Annotated in this window: 16 protein-coding genes; 10 read left to right on the top strand and 6 right to left on the bottom strand. The window is 68.7% G+C overall.

Annotated elements, in window-relative coordinates:
- Positions 1-38 precede the first annotated feature (38 nt).
- The 4 genes from ABE424_RS11695 (at position 39) to ABE424_RS11680 (ending at position 2,279) form a co-directional block, all read left to right on the top strand.
- Entirely contained in the window at positions 39-395 is a 357-nt protein-coding gene (locus ABE424_RS11695; protein ID WP_346491778.1) for a hypothetical protein, read from the top strand.
- The gene (locus ABE424_RS11690; RefSeq protein ID WP_176990507.1) at positions 392-895 is read left to right on the top strand and encodes a PadR family transcriptional regulator; all 504 of its coding nucleotides are present in this window, start codon (positions 392-394) and stop codon (positions 893-895) included. Before ABE424_RS11695 ends, ABE424_RS11690 begins: the two co-directional genes overlap by 4 nt.
- A gap of 91 nt (positions 896-986) precedes the next feature.
- A complete protein-coding gene (locus ABE424_RS11685) occupies positions 987-1,784 on the top strand; it encodes a siderophore-interacting protein (protein ID WP_346491777.1) in 798 nt (265 codons plus the stop codon).
- 57 nt (positions 1,785-1,841) lie between these two features.
- Positions 1,842-2,279 (top strand): hypothetical protein, encoded by a 438-nt coding sequence (locus tag ABE424_RS11680; protein WP_346491776.1) that lies wholly within the window; start codon positions 1,842-1,844, stop codon positions 2,277-2,279.
- A 184-nt stretch (positions 2,280-2,463) separates the two neighbouring features.
- Here the strand turns inward: ABE424_RS11680 and ABE424_RS11675 are convergent, their stop codons facing one another.
- Together ABE424_RS11675 and ABE424_RS11670 are read right to left on the bottom strand one after the other, a co-directional pair.
- Entirely contained in the window at positions 2,464-3,165 is a 702-nt protein-coding gene (locus tag ABE424_RS11675; RefSeq protein WP_179461051.1) for a YceI family protein, read from the bottom strand.
- Between the two features lie 85 nt (positions 3,166-3,250).
- Positions 3,251-3,841, bottom strand: coding sequence for a malonic semialdehyde reductase (locus ABE424_RS11670; RefSeq protein ID WP_176990511.1), 591 nt, complete (start codon positions 3,839-3,841; stop codon positions 3,251-3,253).
- 129 nt (positions 3,842-3,970) lie between these two features.
- On the opposite strand from ABE424_RS11670, the gene ABE424_RS11665 reads away from it, so the two are divergent.
- From ABE424_RS11665 to ABE424_RS11645, 5 genes are all read left to right on the top strand, one after another.
- Entirely contained in the window at positions 3,971-4,945 is a 975-nt protein-coding gene (locus ABE424_RS11665; RefSeq protein WP_346492595.1) for a mitochondrial fission ELM1 family protein, read from the top strand.
- An 83-nt stretch (positions 4,946-5,028) separates the two neighbouring features.
- A complete protein-coding gene (locus tag ABE424_RS11660; protein WP_346492596.1) occupies positions 5,029-5,892 on the top strand; it encodes a DUF2145 domain-containing protein in 864 nt (287 codons plus the stop codon).
- 67 nt (positions 5,893-5,959) lie between these two features.
- On the top strand, positions 5,960-6,487 hold the full coding sequence (locus tag ABE424_RS11655; protein WP_346492597.1) for a hypothetical protein: 528 nt from the start codon (positions 5,960-5,962) through the stop codon (positions 6,485-6,487).
- On the top strand, positions 6,484-7,023 hold the full coding sequence (locus ABE424_RS11650) for a hypothetical protein (protein WP_346492598.1): 540 nt from the start codon (positions 6,484-6,486) through the stop codon (positions 7,021-7,023). The genes ABE424_RS11655 and ABE424_RS11650 overlap by 4 nt, the downstream gene beginning before the upstream one ends.
- Positions 7,024-7,097: 74 nt before the next feature.
- On the top strand, positions 7,098-7,652 hold the full coding sequence (locus tag ABE424_RS11645; protein WP_176990514.1) for a queuosine precursor transporter: 555 nt from the start codon (positions 7,098-7,100) through the stop codon (positions 7,650-7,652).
- 236 nt (positions 7,653-7,888) lie between these two features.
- On the opposite strand, the gene glnE is transcribed toward ABE424_RS11645, so the two are convergent.
- Positions 7,889-10,729 carry a bifunctional [glutamate--ammonia ligase]-adenylyl-L-tyrosine phosphorylase/[glutamate--ammonia-ligase] adenylyltransferase gene (gene glnE, locus ABE424_RS11640; protein WP_346492599.1) on the bottom strand — a complete coding sequence of 947 codons (2,841 nt, stop codon included), beginning with the start codon at positions 10,727-10,729 and terminating at the stop codon, positions 7,889-7,891.
- Between the two features lie 375 nt (positions 10,730-11,104).
- Between glnE and ABE424_RS11635 the strand changes: the two genes are divergently transcribed.
- On the top strand, positions 11,105-12,619 hold the full coding sequence (locus ABE424_RS11635; protein ID WP_070471520.1) for an acetyl-CoA hydrolase/transferase family protein: 1,515 nt from the start codon (positions 11,105-11,107) through the stop codon (positions 12,617-12,619).
- A gap of 255 nt (positions 12,620-12,874) precedes the next feature.
- On the opposite strand, the gene ABE424_RS11630 is transcribed toward ABE424_RS11635, so the two are convergent.
- The 3 genes from ABE424_RS11630 to ABE424_RS11620 all read right to left on the bottom strand — a co-directional run bounded on the left by ABE424_RS11630 (position 12,875) and on the right by ABE424_RS11620 (position 15,719).
- A complete protein-coding gene (locus tag ABE424_RS11630) occupies positions 12,875-14,242 on the bottom strand; it encodes a VOC family protein (RefSeq protein WP_346492600.1) in 1,368 nt (455 codons plus the stop codon).
- 179 nt (positions 14,243-14,421) lie between these two features.
- Positions 14,422-14,970 carry a hypothetical protein gene (locus ABE424_RS11625; protein ID WP_346492601.1) on the bottom strand — a complete coding sequence of 183 codons (549 nt, stop codon included), beginning with the start codon at positions 14,968-14,970 and terminating at the stop codon, positions 14,422-14,424.
- The gene (locus ABE424_RS11620) at positions 14,967-15,719 is read right to left on the bottom strand and encodes an HAD family hydrolase (RefSeq protein WP_123731350.1); all 753 of its coding nucleotides are present in this window, start codon (positions 15,717-15,719) and stop codon (positions 14,967-14,969) included. Before ABE424_RS11620 ends, ABE424_RS11625 begins: the two co-directional genes overlap by 4 nt.
- Positions 15,720-15,765 lie beyond the last annotated feature (46 nt).

The raw sequence follows: 15,765 nt of genomic DNA, 5'->3' as shown, positions 1-15,765 counted from the left end.
GCTTACTTCGCTACGGTTGCGTATGGAACCATCCGGGCGTGTCCGGAAGGACAGCAGGCGACAGCGCGCGGGCCGCGCTTGAAGGTTCCACGCTGCATTTCAGCCTGCCCGGCGGCGATGACACCGGCGCGTCAACAGGACACCGCTGGACAGCGCAGGCGCTGCGGCAGAGGCGATTGGCGTGGATCGTGCGCGGCGGGAAGGCGTTCCAGCGTGCGTCGGCGTGGATCATCGGCCGCGTTCGTCGGCCAGGAGGCGCGCAGTGTTCCATCACAAGCACGCACCGTCGCACGCTGGATTCACCTGAACGCATCCCTGCCATGCGTGCGCCGCGGCTGGCCGAACGGGAGTTTTCGATATATCGTTCCGTCACTGCATTCGATATATCGAAATGACCTCTCCGCGCGATCTCGACCGCCCTGCCCGCCCGCTGACCGCCCGGCCGCTCAGCCGTGGCGATCTGCGCCTGCTGGTGCTGTCGCTGCTGGCCGACCAGCCGCGCCACGGCTATGAGCTGATCCAGCTGATCAGCGACATGTTCGTGCGGGTCTACACGCCCAGCGCCGGCTCGATCTACCCGGTACTGGCGCAGTTCGAGGCGGCCGGCTGGGTCGGCGCGGTCGAGGACGGTGGGCGCAAACGCTACGCGCTCAGCGCGCTGGGCCAGGCCGAGCTGGAGGCGCAGCGCGACGAGGTCGATGCCGCAGTGCACCGGGTGCGCGACAGCGCGCGCACGATCACCAAGGCCAACCTGCCGCCGTCCGTGCGCGATGCGCTGCGCGAGCTCAAGCACGCGCTGGGCCTGTGCCACGGCCGCTGGCAGGACGACAACGCCGCCGCCGTGGCCGAAGCGCTGCGCGAGGCCGCCGCGCACATCCGTGCGCAGGGCCGCTGACCTTCCCTCTTCGTTTCAGACCCAGCCAGCCACCGCCCGCCAGGTCCTTCTCTCTCAACGCCGCGCTGCGGCACTGATCCAGGTATTCCCCATGGCTCTGCATGAAAACCGACTGCTCCGTCATACCGTGAAGTTCCGCCCGCTGCAGGTGCTGCGCACCGAAGAGATCAGCCCGTGCATGCGCCGGGTGATCGTCGGGGGCGAGGCGCTGGAAGGCTTCGATTCGCCCTCGCCGGACGACCACGTCAAGCTGTTCTTCCCCAACGCCGAGGGCCAGTTCGTGGTCCCGACGATGACCCCGGAAGGCCCGCGCTACCCGGACGGCCAGTCGCCCTCCCCCTCGCGCGATTACACCCCGCGCTGGTGGGATCTGGAGACCAACGAGCTGGCGCTGGACTTCGTCATGCATGGCGACGGCCTGGCTTCGACCTGGGCCGCCAACGCGCAGCCGGGCGATGCGATCGCCGTCGGCGGCCCGCGCGGCTCGCACATGACCGCCGATGACTTCGACACCTACGTGCTGATCGGCGATGAAACCGCGCTGCCGGCGATCGGCCGCTGGCTGGAGACGCTGCCGGAGGGCGCGAACGCCGACGTCTACATCGAGATCCCGGAATCCGGCGACCGACAGGAGCTGCCGGAGGACGACCGCATCCGCATCTCGTGGCTGGAGCGCAACGGCTTCGACGCCGCCAGCAGCACCCTGCTGGAAGACGTGCTGACCGATTTCGAGGAACCGGAGGGCGACACCTTCTACTGGATCGCGGCCGAGTCGCGCCGGGCCCGGATGATGCGCAAGTACATCGAGGGTCACCTGGGCGTGCCGAAGGACTGGATCCGCTCGACCGGCTACTGGAAGGCCCACGGCAGTGAGCACCACGACGACTGAGCCCGCGACGGGCACCGGCCACGGATGCGACAATCGCGTTTTGTGCCGGTGCCTTTCATGCAAGCCTCTCCTCTTTCGGCACTGACCGATCTGATCGACCGCGCCGAGCGCGCCGATCCCGCGCTGGACGCCGCCCTGGCGGCGCTGGCGCCTTCCGTGGGCGGGAACATCGCCCCGTTGCGCACCGCCCTGGTGCCGTTGGCCCGCGCGCAGGCGGCGCTGGTGCAGGCGAAAATCGATATCGACCTGGTCGCCGACGAGCTGCGCCGTTACCAGAAGTACGCGATGCCCGGTAAGCCGAGCCTGCAGATCGTGCAGCTGCGCAAGCAGCAGGCCTCGGTGAAGCAGGCCGCGCTGCTGGCCCGCCAGGCGTTCGCGCAGGCGACGCATGCATTCCTGCGGGAGAGCGGGTTGACTACGCCGGCACGGCGGACGCCGACCGATTTCACCACGCTGTGGCTGGGCAAGGTGATCGCGCAGGTGGCGGCAGGGTGATCATCGCCCTCGTGCATCCGCATCAGGAACGGTAGTGCCGGCCGCTGGCCGGCTCCCCCTTCCGTCCAGGATCATGAGGAGCCGGCCAGCGGCCGGCACTACCGGGTATCGACCGGTAGCCGCACAAAAAGAAAGCCCGCCAATTGGCGGGCTTTCTGCCTTCTCACGACGAGTGAGGAAAAACTCAGGCAGCCGGCTTTTCGCCAGTGGCCTCGGTGGTGATGCGGATGTTCACTTCATCGCTGACGTTCGGGGCGTACGCGCCGACGCCGAAATCGCTGCGCTTGATGGTGGTGGTGGCATCGAAGCCCGCTGCCGGCACCTTGGCCATCGGGTGCTCGCCGCCGCCGTTGACGGTGACATCCAGGGTCACCGGCTTGGTGATGTCCTTGATGGTCAGGTCGCCGGTGACGGTCAGCTTGTTGGTGCCGTTGGCCTCAACCTTGGTGCTCTTGAAGGTGGCGGCCGGGAACTTGGCGGCGTCGAAGAAATCGGCGCTCTTCAGGTGCTCGTCGAACTTGGCGGTGAAGCTGTTCAGGCCGGTCAGCGGCAGCTTCACTTCGACGGTCGACTTGGTCACGTCGGCCGCGTCATACACCAGGGTGCCTTCGGCCGCGCCAAAGTGGGCGGTCGGGTGCGAGAAGCCGAAGTGGCTCCACTGGACCAGCACGTCGGTGTGGGTCGGGTCGAGCTTGTAGGTGCCCGAGGCGATCTGGATCGCATCGGCCGCCGGGGCGGCAGCAGCAGCGTCCGCAGCCGGGGCGGCGGTTTCGGTGGCGGCCGGCGCGTCGGCAGCCGGGGCAGCGGCTTCGTCGGCCGGCTTGGAGCAGGCGGCGATGGCCAGGGTCAGGGCGAGCGGCAGCAGCAGTTTGCGGGTCACGGTCATGTCAGGTCTCTCTCGATTCGAAGGGAAAAGAAGCAAAGGTCATGCAGCCCATCCGCACGGATGGGCCACGATCCGGCGGTAACGCTTAAGCGATGCGGGCGGCTTCGTCGAACGACAGGCGAGGCAGCCGCGGGAACAGGCCCGAGGCGTCACCGTACCCCAGGTTGACGAGGAAATTCGACTTGATCGCGGTGCCCTTGAAGAAGGCTTCGTCGACCTTGGCGTTGTCGAAGCCGGACATCGGGCCGGCATCCAGACCCAGCGCACGGGCGGCCAGGATCAGGTAGGCGCCCTGCAGGCTGCCATTGCGGAATGCCCCTTCGGTACGGCCTTCACGCGGGCCGTCGAACCACGCCTTGGCGTCGGTGTGCGGGAACAGGAACGGCAGCTTCTCGTGGAAGTCTTCGTCGAAGGCGACGATCACCGTGACCGGGGCGGCCAGGGTCTTATCGTGGTTGCCTTCGGACAGGGCCGGGGCCAGCTTGGCCTTGGCTTCCGGGGACTTCACGAACACGAAGCGCGCCGGACTGCCATTGGCGGCGGTCGGGCCCCACTTCAGCAGCTCATAGAGTGCCTTCAGCTGGCTGTCCTCGACCGGCTTGTCGAGGAAGGCGTTCTGGGTGCGGGCGGTACGGAACAACTGATCGAGCGCAGCATCGTCAAGGACGTGGGACATGAAGCCTCCGGAAACAAGGGGAATCGTTCGCGCATCGGCTACCGTGGCAGGGCGACCGCGCGATCGGCGAAGGCTGGCAGTGTAGAGTGTCGCGACAGTTGCAACACCCAGCCTGACTGAAACGAATTAATGCCATACGTGAAACGATGGAGTCCGCCCTGGACGATCACTGACGGCCGTGCCGGCAATGTGCGGCAGGCGGTGGCCCTGGCCACGGCATTGAAGCTGGGGGCGCATCGTCCGCTGGTACTCACGCCGCGCGCACCCTGGCGCTGGCTGGCTCCGCGCTGGCTGCCGGGCGCCGCCGCCGGCTACGGCGAGGCCTTCGCCGCGCTGGCCGAAGAGGTCCCGGAGCTGGCCATCGGCTGTGGCCGCCAGGCTGCCGGTGCGCTGCGCGAACTGCGCCGCCGTGGCACCCGGGTGGTGCAGATCCTCGACCCCCGCCTCCGCCCGCGCCACTGGGACCTGCTGGTCGTCCCCGAACACGACCGCCTGCGCGGCAGCAACGTGCTCACCCTGCTGGGCAGCCTCAATCCGGTCAACGATGACTGGCTGGCCTGCGGCCGTGCCGCCTTCGCGACGTTCAGCGCCCTGCCCGGCCCGCGCACCGCGCTGCTGGTCGGCGGGCCGACCCCGCACGCACCCTGGCATGAGCCGGACATGGTGCAGGTATTCCAGCAGTTGGCATCGCAGCTGCGCGCGGAGGGCGGCAGCCTGCTGGCCACGACCTCGCGACGCACGCCCCCGGCCCTGGTCGGCGCGCTGCGCAGTGCGTTCGCCGATGTGCCGAACGTGATCTGGGGCGACGGCGGTGATGGCGTCAATCCGTATGCCGGCCTGCTCGGCTGGGCCAATCGCGTCGTGGTCTCGCCGGACTCGGTGAACCTGCTCTCCGAAGCCTGCGCCACGCGCATGCCGGTGGCCATCGCCCTGGCCGACCAGGCGCAGGGACGGCTGGCGCACTTCCAGAGCGCGCTGCGCGAGCGTGGCCGCCTGCAGCTGCGCTGGCTGGACTGGCAGAAGGACGGCCGCATCGAACCGCTGCGCGAGACCACGCGTGTTGCCGAAGAGGTGCGCGCGCGGTTGGGGATTCAAGGACGGTGAACGGGAAACGCGTCGCGAGGACGCTGCACGCTGAGTCGGCGCTATGATGCGGCCGCGGCCGGTGCCGCCGGAGACTGTGTGACATGGATGTACCCTTCGCTGCCCTGCGCAAGCGCTTCCCCCCTGCCTTGCTGTGCGGTGTATTGCTGGGCGCTGCGCTGACCGCGCACGCCGAGCCGCAGTGCACCGAACGCTATCCCACGCCCGCCGCGCTGGCCTCGATGTTCGATGTGGCCCTGGCCACCACGGACGCCTTGGACGCCCTCGAGGGCGTGGACGTGGTGCTGATCGCCCGCGGCGGCCAGGACCTGAGCAAGTACGGCTTGCGCCACAGCCACCTGGCCTTCCTGCTGCGCGAGGAGGATGGCCAATGGCGCGCGGTGCATCTGCTCAATCCGTGCAAGACCGCGGAGTCGCACTTGTTCCGCGAGGGTGTTGCGACCTTCATCGGCGAGACCTCCAGCCATACCGATCTGCGCATCGGGGTGCCGACCCCGGCCGTGCGCGATGCGCTCAAGGCGATGCTCACCCAGCCGGCGATCCAGGCGAAGGCGCTGCACGAGGCACGCTACAGCGTGGTGGCCTATCCGTTCCGCACCGAATACCAGAATTCCAACCAGTGGGTGCTGGAAGTCCTGGGCGCGGCGATGGCGCAGGTGGAAGAGCGCACGTTGATCGTCAACCGTACCCAGGCGCAGGAATGGCTGCAGCGGCACATGTATACGCCCAGCACGCTGCACATCGGCGTGGCCAAGCGGCTCGGCGCGCGCTTCTTCGTGCCCAATGCGGCCGTTACCGACCACCCGGCCAGCGAGCGCCTCTCCGGCAACTACTCGGTGGTGACGGTGGAATCGATCTTCGATTTCCTGCAGCTGCGCAGCAGCCTGCAGCAGGAACTGGCCGTGCCGCATGTGCCGGTCAAGGGCATTGCCCCGCCCAAGCCATGAGGGTGCTGCAGCCGAACGCGGCGCAGGCATACTGTTTCCCCACGTCGATGTGACACAGGAGTTCCCGATGACACGGATTGCCCGCCTTGCTGTTTCGCCGTTGCTGGCGGTTGCGCTGTGCGCCTCCAGCCTGCCGGCATCGGCCCAGGAATTCAGTACCCAGCACCCGGTCGCCAGCAGCGCGATCGTCACCTCGGTGATGAGTGTGGTGGTGATCACCGCACCGGTCTGGCTGGTCTCGGCCGGTCTGAGCAAGGCCAGCGACGGCTCGGCCCGCCGCAACCGCGCCCGTGCCGAGGCGAAGAAGGCCGCGCCACTGCCGCCGCTGACGGTGGAAAAAGTGGAGCGCACCGCCGAAGGTGGCGTGCAGTTGGCGTTGCAGAACCCCCAGGCACCGGACGAGCCGGCCGTGCTGGCCTGGCCGGCGCGCACCGACAACCCGGCGGAGACGGTCAAGGTCGGCGACGTGCTGGACCTCACGCCGTCGCCGGGCGGCGCCGGCTGGACGGTGGCCAACGCCGAAGGCACCGCGTTGGCGTTCCTGCCGACCGAAGCGGCTGCGGCGCAGTCCAGCCAATCGAGCGAACGCTGGTGAGTCGCGGCCACCGATGGATCGCGCCGCTGGCGCGTGGGTCGGCCCTGGCACTGGCGTTGATGGCCACCAGCCTGCCCGTCGGCGCGCAGAATCTCAGCAATGCCTCGCCGGTCACCAGCAGCGTCCTCACGACGTCGGTGGTGAGCCTGGCGGTGATCACCGCACCGGTCTGGCTCAGCGCGCTGGGCGTGAGCGAACTGCATGACGCCTCCATGCCGCACAACCGCGCCGCCCGGGCCGCAAAGCGGCAGAAGGCCGCGCCGATGCCGCCCCTCACCGTGGAGCGCGTGACGCACCAGCCGGACGGCAGCTACGAGGTGGAGCTGAAGAACCCGCAGGCCCCGGATGCACCGGCGGTGGTGGCATGGCCCGCGCGTGCCGACAACCCGGCGGCAGGCGTGAAGGTGGGCGATGTGCTGGATTTCACCCCGACCCCGGCCGGTGCGGGCTGGATGGTGGCCGATGCCGGAGGTGCCGCGCTGGCGTTCCTGCCGACCCAGGATGCGGCGGCGACCAGCATGAGCGAACGCTTCTGACTGAACCGGCCCGGGCTGGCCCTGGGCCGGCCAAGCCCGGATAATCCGCTGTTCCCCGACTTTTCCGGCTCGCCATGTCCGCGCGTCCTGCCACTGCGTTTGCCCCGTTGACCCCCCGCTCGCTGCTGCTGGCGGTGCTGGCCATGGGCGCGGTGGTGCTGGGCTCGAACGTGCTGGTGCAGTACCCGATCAATGATTGGCTGACCTGGGGCGCCTTCAGCTACCCGGTCGCCTTCCTGGTCAGCAATCTGATCAATCGCCGCTTTGGTCCGGCGGCGGCCCGGCGGGTGGCGTGGGCGGGTTTCGCGCTGGCGGTGCTGCTGTCGATCTGGATCGCCACGCCGCGGATCGCGGTGGCCTCGTGCCTGGCCTTCATCGCCGCGCAGCTGCTGGACATCACCGTGTTCGACCGGCTGCGCCGCGGACACTGGTGGCGCGCACCGATGGTGGCGACGACCTGCAGCGCGACGCTGGATACGACGATTTTCTGGAGCATCGCGTTTGCCGGCTCCAGCCTGCCGTGGGTGAGCTGGGCGCTGGGCGATCTTGCGGTGAAGCTGACGATCGGCGTGTTCCTGCTGGCGCCGTTCCGCGCGTTGCTGTGGAAGATGGCGCCGCGCGCGGTGTGACATCTGCGCCGGCCGCCCGGTGTGGCGTTGTCGGTCGGAAGGCGCTGTCGGTCGGAGATCGCTGTCGGTAGTGCCGGCCGCTGGCCGGCTCTGCAGGGTTCATGGGAGCCGGCCAGCGGCCGGCACTACCGATTCCCGAGCGATACAAGGTAGATGCCCGAGCGATAATAGGTCGATGCCCGAGCGATGCAAGGTAGGTGCCCGACCGATGCGGTCCATGCCCGGGCAAACCGTGGTCAGGGCGCGACGTCGATCCGCGCCTGGAAGGGAAGTCCCGCTGCATCGCTCGCCGCGATGATCATCGCGCGTGCCGCTTCCAGTGCCGACGTCGGCGGTGCCAGGCGCGGGCGGCGGTCCAGCGTGCAGGCCAGGCCCACATCCAGCAGCGCCGCATGCGCCTCGTGCAGTCCATCCCGGGTGCCGCCGGGCAGCCACGCGGTATCGGCCAGCGCGTCGATCAGGCTCGGGGTATCGCGCGGCCCCACCACCTGCGGATGCATGCCGGCACTGTCCAGCACACCGGTCTGCAGCAGGAATTCCAGATCGACGATGCCGCCAGCGCCCTGCTTGAGGTCAAGCCGCGCGGCGTCGCTGCGGTCCAGCTCGGCGCGCATGCGGGCGCGCATCTTCAGCACATCGGCGTAGAGCACCGCGTTGTCGCGCGGGCGCGCCAGCGTGTCTGCGCGCACCCGTTCGAAATCGGCCAGCAGCGAGGCGTCGCCGGCAATCGCGCGGGCACGCACCAGTGCCTGATGCTCCCAGGTCCAGGCGCGTTCACGCTGGTATTCGGTGTAGCTGGCCAGCGAAGACACCAGGGCGCCTTTGCCACCGTCCGGGCGCAGGCGCACGTCGATGTCGTACAGGCGGCCGGCGGCGGTGACCGCGCCCAGCATCGCCATCACCTTCTGCGCCAGGCGTGCGTACCAGCGGCCGGGATCGAGCGGGCGCGGGCCATCGCTGCTGTCCTGCCCGGCCGGGTGATCGTGCAGGAAGACCAGATCCAGGTCCGAGCCGAAGCCCAGTTCCAGTCCGCCCAGGCTGCCGTAGCCGATGATCGCGAAACGTCCACCGGGTATGCCGCCGTGCTGGCGCTGCATGTCGGCCTGCACCAGCGCGAGCACGGTGACGACCACCGCCTGTGCGAGCTCGGCCAGTTGCCGGGTAGTGTCGACGGCACGCTGGCGGCCATCCAGCGTGGCCATCGCCATGCGGAAGCTCAGCGCCAGCCGGGTCTCGTTGAGCAGGCGCAGCGCGCCTTCAGGGTCATCGATGGTCAGCGCGACATCGCACTCGGCCTGCATGCCCGCGGCATCCGGCATCGGGCCGGAGACGCGCACGTCGAGCAGTTCGTCGAGCAGCAACGGGTAGGCGGCCAAGCGCTCGGCCAGCAGGGCGCTGCGCGCCAGCACGTCGACCAGCCGCGCCAGTGCGCTGGGTTGTTCGTCGAGCAGGGCAAGGTAGCTGGTGCGGCGCAGGATCGCCTGCAGCAGGCCGAGCACGCGCTTGAGCGCGGCATCCGGCTGCGGCGAGCGGGTGGCCGCATGCAGCAGCGCCGGCAGCACACGGTCCAGGCGTGCGCGCGCGGCATCGGACAGCGACTTCACCCCGGAGCTCTGCGCGAAATCGCGCAGGGATTGATCGGCGCTGCCGGCATCGAAGAAGCCGGCCTCGGCCAGTACCTCGGCGCTGCCGTTGTCGGGCAGGCCACGCCAGTAGCTGGCCAGTGCATCCGGCGCGGCCTGGCCACGGCGCGGTGCGAGCAGGGCGGCGAACTCGGTGCTGACCCGCTCGCGCTGCACATCAAGCGCGGCGACCAGCGCGTCCCAGTCCTCGTAACCTAGGCCGGCGGCGATGCGCAGGCGGTCGGTGGCATCGGTGGGCAGCGCGTGGGTCTGTGCGTCGCGCAGCATCTGCAGGCGGTTTTCCAGCCGGCGCAGGAAGCCGTAGGCATGCAGCAGGTCGGCGCCGTCCTGCTCGGCCATCTGGCCCGAGGCGACCAGCGCCGGCAGCGCGTGCAGCAGGCGGCGTTCGCGCAGCGGCGCTTCGCGGCCCCCACGGATCAGCTGCAGCGCCTGCGCGAGGAATTCGATTTCACGGATGCCGCCGGGGCCACGCTTGATGTCGTCGTGCATCTCGCGGCGCGAGACCTCGGCGGTGATCGCGGCCTTCATCTCACGCAGGCCATCGAGCGCGGTGAAATCCAGATAGCGGCGGTAGACGAACGGGCGCAGGGTCTGCAGCCAGGCTTCACCGGCGGCGATATCCCCGGCCACGGCGCGCGCCTTCAGCCAGGCGTAGCGCTCCCAGTCGCGACCTTCGCGCTGGAAGTACTGGTCCATCCCGGCGAACGACAGCGCGACACGGCCGGCATTGCCGAACGGGCGCAGGCGCAGATCCACGCGGTGGCTGAAGCCGTCCACGGTGGTGTCATCCAGCAGCCGCGCGAGCCGCTGCCCGAGGCGCGCGAAGTATTCCTCGGCCGCGAGCGGGCGCGCGCCATCGGATTCGCCGCCCTGCGGGTAGGCGTAGACCAGATCCACGTCCGAGCTGAAGTTGAGTTCGCCACCGCCCAGCTTGCCCAGCCCGAATACGACCAGTTGCTGCGCGCTGCCGTCGGCGGCCCGGACAACGCCATGACGGCCGGTGAATTCCTGCTCCAGCGCGGACAGCGCCAACTGCAGGCACTCTTCGGCCAGCCGGGTAGCCCCGGCGAGCGTGGCCGGGACGTCATCCAGCCCGGTCAGGTCGCGCCAGATCAACCGGGTGGAGGCGGCGGTGCGGTAGCGGCGCAGGCGCTGCTGCCATTCGCTGGGTTGCAGCGGGTCCAGCTCGGGCAGCGGCAACGGCTGGCAGCCCGCCTGCGTGAGGTGCGGCAACAGCGTGGGCTGACGGCACAGGGTGTCGATGGCGAAGTCGCTGGTGACGGCCAGCGCGCGCAGCGTGTCCAGCACGGGGTCCGGCGGCGGCCAGTGGCCGGCATCGGTCAGCGACAGGGCCAGCCGCGCGAGCGCACGGTCGACCAGGGGAACAAGGGCGTCGGGGACGCGCGCGGGCGCGGCGAGGTCGGAAATCGGCATGAGGGGATTATGCCCGGCGCGGGTCGCCCTGCAGGGCAGAAGCGTGTTCACCGGTGGAGCGGTCATGCCCGGGCGCGTGTCGACGCGCGAAACCCCATCGGCGCCCCGATGTTCCGGAGGCGAGACATAAAAAAGCCCGCTTGCAGCGAACTGCCAGCGGGCTCTGCTCCCTCCCCCACGTCGGGATGCAGGTCGATCTTCTAGGGTCGGCGGAGAACTTGCACGCTGCACTGCAAAACAATACTTGCGGGTACAGAAGTAGGCCGGAAAGCTGAACAGGGAGGCGCCGATGTGAAAACGCCATCCCACCAAGGTAGAACCCCTGCCCCTGCGTGGATCGCCGATAATGGGGATCCCCCCAAAAACGTTGTCGTCATGTCTGTCGATCGCATTGCAAACGCGCGTCTGCGTGACCGCGTTGTCTCCGCCGAAGCTGCCGCCGCCCTGATCCAGCCGGGTGAAACCGTCGCCATGAGCGGCTTTACCGGTTCAGGCTATCCCAAGGCGGTGCCGGTCGCGCTGGCGCAGCGCATCGAGGCGGTGCACGCCCAGGGCCTGCCGTTCCAGATCAGCCTGATGACCGGCGCCTCGACCGCGCCGGAGCTGGACGGCGCGCTGGCCAAGGCCGATGGCATCGCGATGCGCATGCCCTTCCAGAGCGACCCGGATGCGCGCAACCGCATCAACGAGGGCAAGCTGGATTACATCGACATCCACCTCAGCCATGTCGCCCAGCACGTGTGGTTCGGCTTCTATGGCGACATCGACACGGCGGTGATCGAGGTCTCGGCGATCCGCGAGGACGGCTCATTGGTGCCCTCCACCTCGGTCGGCAACAACAAGACCTGGCTGGACCTGGCCAAGAAGGTGATCGTCGAGGTCAACGAGTGGCAGCCGGCCGGCGTGGATGGGATGCACGACATCTACTACGGCACCGCGCTGCCGCCGCACCGCAAGCCGATCCCGCTGGTGCACGCCAACGACCGCATCGGCGAGACCGCACTGCGCTGTGACCCGGACAAGATCGTGGCGGTGGTGCGCACCAACGGCCCGGACCGCAACAGCCCGTTCAGCCCGATCGATACGACCAGCGAGCAGATCGCGCAGTACCTGATCGAGTTCCTCAAGCACGAAGTGGCCAAGGGCCGCCTGCCGGCCAACCTGCTGCCGCTGCAGAGCGGCGTGGGCAACATCCCGAACGCGGTGCTGGCCGGGCTGGCCAAGAGCGGCTTCCGCGATCTGAGTGCGTTCACCGAGGTGATCCAGGACGGCATGCTCGACCTGCTGCGCGACGGCGTGCTGAGCTATGCCTCGTGCACCGGCTTCGCGCTGAGCCCGCAGGCGAACGAGACCTTCAAGGAGCACATCGATTTCTACCGCGAGCGCATCATCATGCGCACGCAGGAGATCTCGAACCATCCGGAACTGGTGCGCCGCCTGGGCTGCATCGGCATGAACGGCATGATCGAGGCCGACCTGTACGGCAACGTCAACTCGACCCACGTGATGGGCAGCCGGATCATGAACGGCATCGGCGGCTCGGGCGACTTCGCGCGCAACGGCTTCCTGTCTGCGTTCCTGAGCCCGTCGACGGCCAAGAACGGCAGCATCTCGGCGATCGTGCCGATGGTCAGCCACGTGGATCACACCGAGCACGATGTCTCGGTGATCGTCACCGAACAGGGCCTGGCCGATCTGCGCGGCCTGACCCCGCGCAAGCGCGCGCGGGTGGTGATCGACAATTGCGCGCATCCGGATTTCCGCGACCAGCTGAACGATTACTTCGACCGTGCGAGCCGTGAGAGTTATGGCAAGCACACCCCGCACCTGCTGCCGGAAGCGCTGTCGTGGCACCAGCGGTGGCTGGATACCGGGACGATGAAGGCCTGATGCTGCACGGTACCGACCAACGGTCGGTACCTACCGGGGCGTTCTGTTTCCGTGTTGCGATGCACGGACCGGGGCGTTCTGTTTCCTGGTAGTGCCGGCCGCTGGCCGGCTCCACGCATTACCGTCCGCAAGCCCGGATGCGCGTTGGGTACATGAAGAGCCGGCCAGCGGCCGGCACTACCCGGGGAGCGGCCCCCGCGTGGTTCAGGATCCCGTCCGCAGGGCGATCCCCGCGCGGTCAGCGATCCCTCGCCGTCAGCGGTTCCGCAGGGACGTCAGTGATTCGGCCTGCAGCCGCTCGTAGATCGCGAACTCGTCCTCCACCTGCATGCCCAGCGCCTGCTCCAAGGCATCGCGGTTGGCATGCGCGGCGTAGGCACGTTGTTCGTCGCCGCCCAGATTGGACTGGAAGATGCCCGCGGCGCTGACCGGCAGGAAGTCCTCGTAGACGATCGGATCGGCACTGGCCAGGCCAGCGGCGATCAGCGCTTCGGCCGGCAGATCACCCACCGCGCCCGGGTTGGCACGACCGGCCTCGGTCAGGGCATACCGGTAGTACCCCAGGCCTTCGCGACGCAGGGTGTCGTGGTCATCCGGAAACGCGGTGAACGCCGCGGCCAGGCGGGTCGGGTAATCCTGGCCGGTGCTGCCGGCACCCCCACTGTCGCGCGCCTGCGCCAGCAGCTGGTCATACAGCGCGCGGCCCTTGGGCGTCAGGGCGAGGCCACGCTGTTCAATCTCACCGAAGCGCGCGGTATGCGTGCCGGCATCGCCGGCGTCGCCCGAGGGGAAGTGCACGGTCTCTTCCAGTGCCTTGAAGCTGGTCTGGCGCAGGAGGATCGGGCAACGGCGCGGTGGCGGACCTTCGATCACCGCTTTGGCGTCGATGCCACGCGCGAGCATGCCGGCCTGCGCGGCGTCGATGTCCAGCGTGCGCGGGGTCAGGTGGTTGATGTGCGGGCCGCGGAAGCTGACCACGTCGGCGATCAGCCGGTGCGCGTCATGCAGCGCGTGATAGGTGTCCAGCGATACCGTGGCGTCGCCATGCCAACGGAAGGTCTCCAGTGCCTCGATGACGAAGCGGCGCGCATCGGCTTGGTCGAGGCCGCCCTCGCGTTCGGCCTGCGCGATCAGGGCCAGCGCGGTATCGGTGAAGATCCGGCGCTGGGCAAGAATGGCAGCGGACTGCTCGCGCAGCGCGACGTTCTCGATCAGCTCCAGCCGTAGCAGGGAAGTGAACACCCGGAACGGATTGCGTGCCAGCGCCTGCGCGGTGCGCGGCCGGAACGCGGTGGAGTGCACCGGCACGCCGGCCACGGAGAGGTCGTAGTAGCCGATCGGGTACATGCCCATCAGCGCGAACAGGCGGCCCAGCGTGGCCAGTTCTTCCGCCGTGCCGACCCGGATTGCGCCGTGGCGTTCCTGGTCGAGGCGGGCACGTTCGTCAGTGCGGTCCAGCTGCTCGGCCAGCGTCGGATTGGTAGTCAGCACGGCATCGTTGATCTCGGCCACCAGGTCGACCAGGGTGCCGTACAGCGGCACCTCGGTGCGGTACATGGTGGACATCGCCTGGGCGAACAGGCTGCGGATATCGTCGGGTGAAACGAAACGTTCGGTGCTCATGACGTACTCGGCAACGGATCACGGGGAGGGACAGCAGTCCGCAATTGTCGCCGAGGCGGTCGCGCGCGGCGATCTGCACAGCAGCAAAGCGGGCGGCAGGGTAGAGCCACCCCATGGGTGGCTGCACGGAATGCGATGGGCGCGAAGAGCATCCACGCATGGCGTGGATACGCGGTATCTCAGCGGGTCGCTGCATCCGCCGGAGTGGCCGCCGTGCGCCGCCGCTGCTCGCGGTTCCCTAGCTGGCGCTGCAGCGTGGCGTCGAGCTTCACCGGGCGGTCCCAGTGGTCGTGGCTGGCGACGATGGCGTGGCGCAGCGCGCGCCAGTGCAGGTTGGTCGGCGTGACCGGGAGCTCGGCGACCACCGCTTCCCAGCGTTTGGCCTCGCCCTCCTCCGGCACCGCGCGCGACCACGCCTGCACGCTCTCGCGGCAGGACTGTTCGATCACGTGCGCCCAGAAACAGGCGAAGTAGATGTCGCCGGCCTGCCAGCCGTGGGTGTGCATCAGCGCGGCGACGTAACCGCGCGAGACGCCGGCGTAGCGCGAGACTTCATCCAGGAAGCTGTCCGGGTAGCGCTCGGCGTAATGATTGATGTCCTGCAACTGGGTATCCACCCAGGCATCGCCGGTGTCCACCACGTAGGCGGCGGACTTCTCCGGGGTCTGCTCGGCCGCGGCCGCCCAGGGCAGCATCAGCAGCAGCGCGAGCAGGCCGGCGCGCATCATCCGGCCTGCGCGGCCTTGGCCTCGATGGTCCGCAGCGCCTGCGGCCAGTCGAAGGCGGTCGGCGCGTCGACCATGCGCGGCTCGTCGTCGGCCACGCCATGCTGGGTCTCGTGCGCCCAGGTCACCGCGTACGGGGTGTGGATGCCCCAGCCGCCAAGGGTGATCACCGGCTCGATGTCCGAGCGCAGCGAATTGCCGACCATCACGAAGCGCTTGATCGGCAGATCGAACTCCTCCAGCACGCGCGCGTAGGTTTCCGGGTCTTTCTCGGAGACGATCTCGATGCGCGGGAACAGGTCGCGCAGGTTGGCCACCTTGATCTTGGCTTCCTGGTGGAACAGGTCGCCCTTGGTGATCAGCACGACCGGGTAATCGCGGGCGATCTCGGTGACCGACTCACGCACGCCATCAATCAATTCGACCGGGTGGCGCAGGGTGTCGTGGCCGATGTCCAGCATCTGCTGCAGGTCGCGGGCGCTGATGGTCTGGTTGGTGATCTCGATGGCCGCTTCGACCATCGACAGGGTCATGCCCTTCACGCCGTAGCCGAACACACCGAGATTGCGCTGCTGCACTTCCAGCAGGTGGCGCGCGGTCTGCGTGTCATGCACGTCGATGTAGCGCGACAGGATGTCGAGGTAATCCTGTTCGGCCTTGCGGTAGAAATCCTCGCTCTTCCACAGCGTGTCATCACCGTCAAAACCGACCAGGCCGATAGCGCCTTGCGGCGTGGGCAGGGAAGTCATCATCGGCCAAGGATACCAACAGCGGCCGAGTCGCCCCAAACGGCGACGC

It is taken from the genome of Stenotrophomonas sp. TWI1149 (assembly GCF_039673155.1).
GTDB classification, from domain to species: domain Bacteria; phylum Pseudomonadota; class Gammaproteobacteria; order Xanthomonadales; family Xanthomonadaceae; genus Stenotrophomonas; species Stenotrophomonas maltophilia_AA.
Note: the sequence above shows the minus strand (reverse complement) of the source record. Positions and strands in the feature narration are given on the sequence as shown.

Coding starts and splice junctions, on each gene's coding strand:
- ABE424_RS11690 (WP_176990507.1), top strand. CDS start 392: ATGACCTCTCCGCGCGATCTCGACCGCCCTGCCCGCCCGCTGACCGCC.
- ABE424_RS11685 (WP_346491777.1), top strand. CDS start 987: ATGGCTCTGCATGAAAACCGACTGCTCCGTCATACCGTGAAGTTCCGC.
- ABE424_RS11680 (WP_346491776.1), top strand. CDS start 1,842: ATGCAAGCCTCTCCTCTTTCGGCACTGACCGATCTGATCGACCGCGCC.
- ABE424_RS11675 (WP_179461051.1), bottom strand. CDS start 3,165: ATGACCGTGACCCGCAAACTGCTGCTGCCGCTCGCCCTGACCCTGGCC.
- ABE424_RS11670 (WP_176990511.1), bottom strand. CDS start 3,841: ATGTCCCACGTCCTTGACGATGCTGCGCTCGATCAGTTGTTCCGTACC.
- ABE424_RS11665 (WP_346492595.1), top strand. CDS start 3,971: ATGCCATACGTGAAACGATGGAGTCCGCCCTGGACGATCACTGACGGC.
- ABE424_RS11660 (WP_346492596.1), top strand. CDS start 5,029: ATGGATGTACCCTTCGCTGCCCTGCGCAAGCGCTTCCCCCCTGCCTTG.
- ABE424_RS11655 (WP_346492597.1), top strand. CDS start 5,960: ATGACACGGATTGCCCGCCTTGCTGTTTCGCCGTTGCTGGCGGTTGCG.
- ABE424_RS11645 (WP_176990514.1), top strand. CDS start 7,098: ATGTCCGCGCGTCCTGCCACTGCGTTTGCCCCGTTGACCCCCCGCTCG.
- glnE (WP_346492599.1), bottom strand. CDS start 10,729: ATGCCGATTTCCGACCTCGCCGCGCCCGCGCGCGTCCCCGACGCCCTT.
- ABE424_RS11635 (WP_070471520.1), top strand. CDS start 11,105: ATGTCTGTCGATCGCATTGCAAACGCGCGTCTGCGTGACCGCGTTGTC.
- ABE424_RS11630 (WP_346492600.1), bottom strand. CDS start 14,242: ATGAGCACCGAACGTTTCGTTTCACCCGACGATATCCGCAGCCTGTTC.
- ABE424_RS11625 (WP_346492601.1), bottom strand. CDS start 14,970: ATGATGCGCGCCGGCCTGCTCGCGCTGCTGCTGATGCTGCCCTGGGCG.
- ABE424_RS11620 (WP_123731350.1), bottom strand. CDS start 15,719: ATGATGACTTCCCTGCCCACGCCGCAAGGCGCTATCGGCCTGGTCGGT.